5 protein-coding genes and 2 pseudogenes are annotated in these 7,604 nt (G+C 51.0%); 6 read left to right on the top strand and 1 reads right to left on the bottom strand.

Annotated elements, in window-relative coordinates:
• The first annotated feature begins 90 nt into the window (after positions 1 to 90).
• The 6 genes and pseudogenes from DZ54_RS26135 to DZ54_RS0111300 all read left to right on the top strand — a co-directional run bounded on the left by DZ54_RS26135 (position 91) and on the right by DZ54_RS0111300 (position 5,886).
• Positions 91 to 1,044, top strand: a complete 954-nt coding sequence (locus DZ54_RS26135) for a TonB-dependent receptor domain-containing protein (RefSeq protein ID WP_205619394.1) — start codon at positions 91 to 93, stop codon at positions 1,042 to 1,044.
• A 47-nt stretch (positions 1,045 to 1,091) separates the two neighbouring features.
• Positions 1,092 to 1,496 (top strand): annotated as a pseudogene (locus tag DZ54_RS26810) (TonB-dependent receptor domain-containing protein); the annotation flags it as partial.
• A 9-nt stretch (positions 1,497 to 1,505) separates the two neighbouring features.
• Complete coding sequence (locus DZ54_RS21170) at positions 1,506 to 3,218, top strand: gluzincin family metallopeptidase (protein WP_240473981.1); 1,713 nt, start codon at positions 1,506 to 1,508, stop codon at positions 3,216 to 3,218.
• Between the two features lie 2 nt (positions 3,219 to 3,220).
• Positions 3,221 to 3,772 (top strand): proprotein convertase P-domain-containing protein, encoded by a 552-nt coding sequence (locus DZ54_RS26130; protein ID WP_240473982.1) that lies wholly within the window; start codon positions 3,221 to 3,223, stop codon positions 3,770 to 3,772.
• 72 nt (positions 3,773 to 3,844) lie between these two features.
• On the top strand, positions 3,845 to 5,308 hold the full coding sequence (locus tag DZ54_RS0111305; RefSeq protein WP_051416010.1) for an Lcl C-terminal domain-containing protein: 1,464 nt from the start codon (positions 3,845 to 3,847) through the stop codon (positions 5,306 to 5,308).
• Complete coding sequence (locus DZ54_RS0111300) at positions 5,308 to 5,886, top strand: Lcl C-terminal domain-containing protein (protein WP_025674168.1); 579 nt, start codon at positions 5,308 to 5,310, stop codon at positions 5,884 to 5,886. Before DZ54_RS0111305 ends, DZ54_RS0111300 begins: the two co-directional genes overlap by 1 nt.
• Positions 5,887 to 5,960: 74 nt before the next feature.
• On the opposite strand, the pseudogene DZ54_RS21165 reads toward DZ54_RS0111300, so the two are convergent.
• Positions 5,961 to 7,564, bottom strand: a pseudogene (locus tag DZ54_RS21165) (ABC-F family ATPase).
• Between the last annotated feature and the right edge of the window lie 40 nt (positions 7,565 to 7,604).

The following is a 7,604-nucleotide window of genomic DNA, read 5'->3' as shown; positions in this document are numbered from 1 at the left end:
GTAAGATATTGAGTTCGCACATCTTGTTGTCTGATTATTGATTTTTGGTGAAACCATTTGATCATATGACAAGGTGTGCATCTACCTTAAATTGATGATTTTTATCTAAATCATCAGGGGATTCCTCAGGGCACAGCATCGATTCAACCTGACGGTAAGTGGGATATCAAAACCTTTGACCAAGCCGAAAAAATCGAAACCACGCAATTTTGGCTTGGCAGTGAATATCACGCCCAGCAGCCTTGGTTAGAAACCCTAAATACCAAGCTCTATTACCGAAATACTGATTTTACCCAGAACACGAACCGTTTGATGACCCGTTGGAATAGGGGGATCAATGAGCAACGTCGGGTGCTGGACGATCGCCGTTTTCAAGACCAGTCAATCGGTTGGTCGGTGGATGCCAACGCTGAGCAAATCAGCGGCGACGTGGTACATACTCTGGTTTACGGCGGTGTGTTAGAAACGGCTTACCATGAACGTCCTGTGACGAAAACGACTCTCGATTGGAACGGCGTAACAGTGGGGGATACGCAACCTTTTGCGCCTGCTCGGAGTTATTCGCTAGGTGTCTATGCGCAAGATGCAATGAGTATCGGGCAGTGGCGTGTGATGCTAGGTCTACGTGCTGATGCGTACCGATTAAGCGCAGACGATCCCCAAGCTATTGGCATGGCGAGTGTGGCGGACAATAACAGTGCAGCGTTGTCGCCCAGTGCTTCGGTAGCTTATCACTGGACGCCCGCGTTCAATACCTACCTCAGCTATAAGCATGGTTATCGAGCGCCTGAATACGACAAAAGCTACGGCTACTCTAACCACGCCTCTATGCCGGGGATGGCATTTGTGGTGCTGCCCAATCCATCTCTTGACGCGGAAACCAGCGATAGTTTTGAGCTCGGGGCCAAATATGATGACGGCAAGCTGCGCTTGTATACCGCGGCGTATTACAACCGGTTTAGCCAGTTTATTGATATTGCCGATAAGGGCTTCAACGCAGAAACTGGTTTGTTTGAGAAGCGCTATGAAACCTTAATGGTGTAAAAACGTATGGCGTCGAGGCGTCTGCGGCCTATGCATTTACCGATCAATGGCAAGCGAAAAGTCAGATTGGCTGGATCTCCGGCAAAGACGACGATGACGAGTATGTCCGCAACTTAGCCCCGCTAGAGGGTAGTGTCTCACTTCACTTCGATAACCAATCGTTTAACGGTTATACCCGTTTAAACTGGGCAGATCAGATGACTCGCACGCCCATGTGTTACACCGAGTTAGGCACCCGCAGTGAGTGTGCTCAGACGTCTGGCTGGGCGAGCGTTGACCTTGGCTTGGGCTATCAGTTCTCGTCGCAAGCTTCTATCAATCTCAATGTCTATAACGTGTTGGATCGCGAATACATTCGTTATCAAGACGTTGCCGGTATTTCCGAGTCACAAACCCGCTTTTCGACCGAGCCTGGTCGTTACTTCACCCTCAATGCACGTTACGCGTTTTAAGGAAGAACCATGAAATCAGCGATCAGTCTCGTGGCGTTGGCGCTTGCCAGTGCTCACGCCATGGCAGGGGAGTGGGATTACCCTGCCGGCAATTATCAAGCAAACGATGCAGCGCAAGCACAGCAGTATTTGCGCGAGCAATATCCGGTCGTGGGGGATTTATCGTTACGCTACCAAACCAACAGTTTGCTGGGCCGTCAGTATAACTTTGATATTCATCGCGGTGGCGAGTATCAACCGCAGCGTACGTTAGTGCTGCATACCGACAAACACGGTTTGGTGACACGGGTGTATAAAAGCGTCACCGACACCATGCTCCGACATGGGGAGGCTGTGAAAGAGGCGGCCATTGAGATCCCGCGTCGCCTCGTGGCTGATGCGCCGCCAGCACTATCGGAGGGTGAGTTGGTGACTCGCACCGTGAATGTGGTTGACCCTGATCTGCGCACCATGGATAAACAGCCTGCCCCCGAGACGCTATGGACGTCGCTGGCGGATTACCCCCATGCGCCACGTTTTGTCCTGCGTGATGTGTCTTTGCTGGATGTTGATGGCACGCTCTACCTGAGTAACTCAAGAGTCCAAGCGGTTGATGCAACCGCCTTTGAAGACAAAGATCCTGAATCTGGACAATGGCAGAAAAGTGACAGTGTCTCGTTTTTAAATCCTGACGGTGTTACACAGTTTTCGAGCCATGCTTCGCTCACAGCGTTGCCTTTTGACAGTCAAAACTTTGCACAAATGATGGCGTTTTATCATTTGGATAAGTCACTGCAATATGTGTCCTCGTTAGGTTACTCGTTGTTTAACAGTCCGGTTCGGTTTGATGCCCATGCCTTAAGCACGAATAACTCGTCTTACTACGTTGGTCCCAATGCGGTGATGTTTGGCACGTCTGGTTCGCCCGATACACTCGATGCTGATGTGGTGGTCCATGAACTGGCTCACGGCATTCACTACCATATTTTACCTGATTGGGCGTATGGCCATACCGGCGCCTTGGGTGAAGGCTTTGCCGACTATTGGGCGGGCTCTGCCAGCTATCGAACCCTGTATCAGCAAGGTGACGACTTCGAGATTGATACCGTCTTTAACTGGGATGGTTATTTCGGCTTTAAGCAAGGCACACGCAGTTTATGGAACCAGAAAGCGCGCTATTTTGAGCACAGTGAATACCGTGCGCATGAAAATGTCGGGGGCGAACTGGGGGATGAGCTTTGGTCCACGCCTTTGTTCCAAACCCTAAAGCAAGCCGTCGCGCTGTATGGTGATCCGGCCTTTAAAGAGATGGATACCTTAGTGCTGGAGTCGATGTTTGGTTTAGGCCGTGGCATGAAAATGCACGATCTGGCAGAAAGCATGCTCTACGTTGCTAAAACATATTATCCATCACGCGATTATGCGGCCTTGTTGAAAGCGAACTTTGAAAAACACGGTTTGCTCAAGGCACCGTTTCGCTTTCATGCTAGCCAGCGTTATGTCGCCGATACCGCGGCTATCAACACACGTTTAACGCCTCAAGGGCGCACAGCGTCAGTTCGCGGTGACATTCGGGTTGAAGGCGGAGCGCCCACGTCCATTAGTCAAACGCTCCATCAGGCTCAGTCGTTTTCTATTCCTCTACCGCTTGCGGCGCAATGTGGTCAGCCGCTGACCCTTGATGCGCAAATTGACTATCAATTGATGACACGCTGCAAACCCATCAATGGCAAGACAGTTTGACGGTGATTAAAGGCTTACCCCAGCTGACACAAGCGCGCCAAACCCTCAATGCGACCTTGCCGGATGCGTCGGTGGCCAGTAATGGTGCTCAAAACAATGGCTTCAAAAGTTTTAATTTCATTATCAATGATGACGCGAATGCCATTCGCTCCGATCTTGGCGTGTACCTCCATATCAACCACGCCAGCACATCAGATTTACGCGTTGTTCTCGTCTCACCTGCAGGCACACGGATCACGTTACATGCAAACACCGCTCATCAGGGCGACGATTTGGTGCGCTATTGGACCAGCCAACACGACGATCTTTTGCAAGCCTTTGATGGCGAATCACTTGCTGGGAATTGGCGCCTCGAAGTGACGGACTATGCCCAAGGCAATAGCGGCGAGCTGGTGGCATGGCAAATGGGGCGTGTTACTGGGTTCGACTGTCAAAAGACTGATGACCTTGGCCCCAACAATGCGCTCGATATCGCTAGCTCTGGAGGCGGTGCATTGTCATGGCCATTACTGCTTGTGGGCTTGATATGGGGCGGCTGGCGAGCACGACAGTGACAATATTCGGCGACAGCGAGAAACAGTAATTAAATGAATAATCACAACACTCTCTCACCAACAAAGAAAGATATGATGAAATTTAACTATTCTCTTCTAGCCAGTGCACTGCTACTTGCCGGCTGTAATGGCTCTGGCTCAGATACAGGCGCAAGCGATTCGATCGCGCCGACTTATAGCGTTTCAGGCACCATTAGTGCCACTAATGCCACCGGTAATGAAACCGTCTGTGCTGATTTAAATGGTGACTTTGTCTGCAGCGCCAATGAACCGACAACGCAAGCGGAGCAGGGCGCATTTACCCTAACCAGTACCGACAAATCCATTTTATCCTCACCGATTGTTGCGCAAATCGACACCGGAGTGACGACGTTATCGTCACAACGTATGGGTCCACAGGCTGAGGCACCTAGCCAAGCGAATGCGTTCCTTGTCGCGCCCGGCGTGCGCAAGGCCACCGGCAATAACATCAATGTGATCAGTACACTGGTCGCCAGCAATATGGCGGCAGGGGATGCCTATCAAGATGCGGTCGCGAATTTGCGTGAACAACTCGAGGAAATGGGCGTCGCCACGCAAGAGAACTTACTTGCCGGCGGGACGGATAACCGTTTTGTACAGCTCGAAAACAATATTCTATCGCTGATATCGGGCATGACACCCACGCGGGCCAATAGCATGCTGGCGCTGCTAAGTGGCGAACTGGCGCGTTACGCGGATGTTTTGCTCAAAGGTGCGCCGAGCGATGCGGAGCTTAACGCTATTTTGGTTGAGTTGGATGAACGGACTCAAATGCGCCCCGTGAACGATACCGGCATTGTTAACTATTATTCCGACAGCGGGGATGTCGCCACGGCGCCCGTCGACTACCCTGGTCAAGATGCCGCCTACGGCTTTGACGCAACGGAAGGTGGGTTTAGCTTCACCAAACTGGATGGCAACGGCCAGCCATTGCCGGACAGCGCCACCACATGGGATTGTGTGCAAGACAACCGTAGTGGCCTAGTGTGGGAGGCCAAACAAACTGATCCACAATCGCCGCGATATGTAGATCGCCTTTTTGCCTTTCAAGTGCCTGGGCAGTTTGAACCGTTTAGCAAAGATATTGAGGCGACAGGCTGCAAAGACGCTGAGGGTATTTGCACCACTGCCCAATACCAAGCATACCTGAATCAGCAACAGATCTGTGGCATTGATCAATGGCGCTTACCCACCTTTATTGAACTGTATAGTCTGATTGATTTCGGCGAGACACAAACCGACAGCGATGGGCGTGTTTATGGGCTCGATACGGAGTATTTCCCTTATCAATCCTCTGCCAGTGAATACGATGCTGGCTTGCTTTGGTCTTCAACCTCATTCCTAACGGAGTACACCGGATTTGCGACGCCAGGCGCGCGCTATATCCAGCTGCCGCAAACACGAGGCAGTGATCGTGGTACCACGGTATCGCTCGAGATCTATAGCGATCAGGTCGATTCTGACTACACCTCATGGCAACTGCCTATTCGTCTTGTCGCCCAAGGAGAAAAATAATGAACAAGCTGATCATTGCCGCCAGTATCTTCGCATCTGCAACTGCATGGGCAGGCCAAGAATGTTCGATTGATTTAACCAAAACAGCACCGAATGTCCGTTATAGCTTTGAGGATAATGGCACGGTAACAGACACCTTTACCGGATTAACTTGGATGCGTTGCCCACTGGGTAAAACCTGGCAAGTCGAACAACAGGCGTGTCGTGGCGAGGGCACAGGAATGTATTGGCAAGCCGCACTTAATGAAGTGCAAGCAATCAATCAAAGCCAAGCGCACCCACTGCATCAATTTGCGGGTCACACGCAATGGCGTATGCCCAATATCAAAGAGTTAGTGTCATTGGCCGAGCATGCGTGTATGAAACCCGCGCTCAACCCAAAGGCATTTGCCGCCGGCTTCCCGTATTCTACTTCAGAGGAAGGGTATGGCAGCGGTGATGTGCGCGCCTATGTATGGAGCAACAGCCATGTGCAAGCGGATAACACCATTTTGATGTTCGACGTGCGTAACGCGGAGATCTTTGCTTACGGGCCGACACAGCTTGAGGGCAGTGTGTTGCTGGTGACTGACCAATAAACGACATCGCCCCAGCGACATCGAATGTGGCTGGGGCGAGGATGATGGTTAGTGGTGATCGAAAGTCGGCGCGATCAAGCCACCGCGCGCACTTTGTCTAAATGCGCGAGGTATTCATCGTAACTGCCATTAAAGTGGATCAATTGCTGGTCTTTGATCTCAATAATGTCCGTGGCCAGTGATGAAACAAATTCACGGTCGTGGCTGACAAAAATCAAGGTGCCAGGGAATTGCTCTAGGCCTTTATTGAGTGATTCGATCGCTTCCATATCCATGTGGTTGGTCGGTTCGTCCATTACAATCACATTGATATCTTGCATCATCAACTTGCCGAACATCAGGCGATTTTTCTCGCCGCCTGAGCAGCTTTTGGCTTTTTTGTTCACATCATCCGCTGAGAACAACAATCGGCCTAAAATGCCGCGAACAATCAAATCATCGTGCTTGGCGGTGCGCCACTGCGACATCCATTCAAACACGGTGAGATCGTTATCAAACTCGGCACTGTTGTCTTGTGCACAGTAACCAATGGATGCGTTTTCTGACCACTTGATCGTGCCTTGGCTTTGCGTAAGCTCGCCACTAAACAACGTAGTAGGGTCGTTTTACCGACGCCGTTTTCACCAATGATCGCCAGGCGTGAACCGGCTTCAAGCAAAAAGTGACCGTTTTTAAATAAAGGTGCCTCGTCAAACGCATGGCCAACTTCGCGCAATTCTACCGCTTGGCGATGGAGTTTTTTGCTTTCGGTAAATTGGATATACGGGTGCACACGGCTTGACGCTTTTACTTCATCAAGCTGAATTTTTTCCATACGCTTAGCGCGTGAGCTCGCCTGTTTAGCTTTCGAGGCGTTAGCACCAAAGCGGTTCACAAAGTCTTGCAGCTCACTGAGCTCGGCTTCTTTTTTGGCGTTGCTCGACAGCAATTGCTCGCGTGCCAAGCTGGACGCCGCGACAAAATCATCATAGTTACCCGGGTAAACACGCAGCTCGCCAAAGTCGATATCGGCCATGTGTGTACACGTGGCGTTCAAGAAGTGACGATCGTGCGAAATAATGATCATGGTGCACTGGCGCTGTTGTAGCTCGCCGGCCAACCAGTTGATGGTGTGAATATCAAAGTTGTTGGTTGGTTCGTCCAACAGCAAAATATCAGGATTGGCAAACAGCGCTTGAGCAAGCAGCACGCGTAATTTCCAGCCTGGCGCGACTTGCGACATCAGGCCAAAATGCAGTGCTTCTTCAATACCGGCTTGCAGCAGAATATCGCCGGCACGGCTTTCGGCGGTGTAACCGTCCATTTCGGCGAACTGGCTCTCCAGCTCCGCCACGGCCATGCCATCTTCTTCGCTCATTTCTGGTAGAGAGTAAATGCGCTCGCGTTCTTGTTTGATTTCCCACAGTTGGCGATCGCCCATCATCACGGCATCAATCACCGAATATTGCTCATAGGCAAACTGGTCTTGGCTAAGCTCGCCCAAGGTTTGTCCAGGGGTAATAGACACATTGCCTGCGGTCGGAGTGAGCGCGCCACTCATGATTTTCATCAACGTGGATTTACCACAGCCATTGGCACCGATTAAACCGTAGCGGTTTCCGTTACCAAATTTGGCAGAGATGTTTTCGAATAGCGGCTCGGCACCAAACTGCATGGTGATATTGGCGATTGAAATCAAAAGAGTTTCCTAGCAACTGAGCTCAACCAAGGCGCGTAGT

It is taken from the genome of Salinivibrio socompensis S35 (genome assembly GCF_000513715.1).
Lineage (GTDB): Bacteria > Pseudomonadota > Gammaproteobacteria > Enterobacterales > Vibrionaceae > Salinivibrio > Salinivibrio socompensis.
The sequence above is the reverse complement of the archived record's forward strand: the minus strand, read 5'-3'. Positions and strand labels throughout refer to the sequence as shown.

Bases quoted from the DNA above. Each gene is read 5' to 3' on its own strand.
- DZ54_RS0111300 (WP_025674168.1), top strand. From the start codon at position 5,308: ATGAACAAGCTGATCATTGCCGCCAGTATCTTCGCATCTGCAACTGCA.
- DZ54_RS0111305 (WP_051416010.1), top strand. From the start codon at position 3,845: ATGATGAAATTTAACTATTCTCTTCTAGCCAGTGCACTGCTACTTGCC.
- DZ54_RS21170 (WP_240473981.1), top strand. From the start codon at position 1,506: ATGAAATCAGCGATCAGTCTCGTGGCGTTGGCGCTTGCCAGTGCTCAC.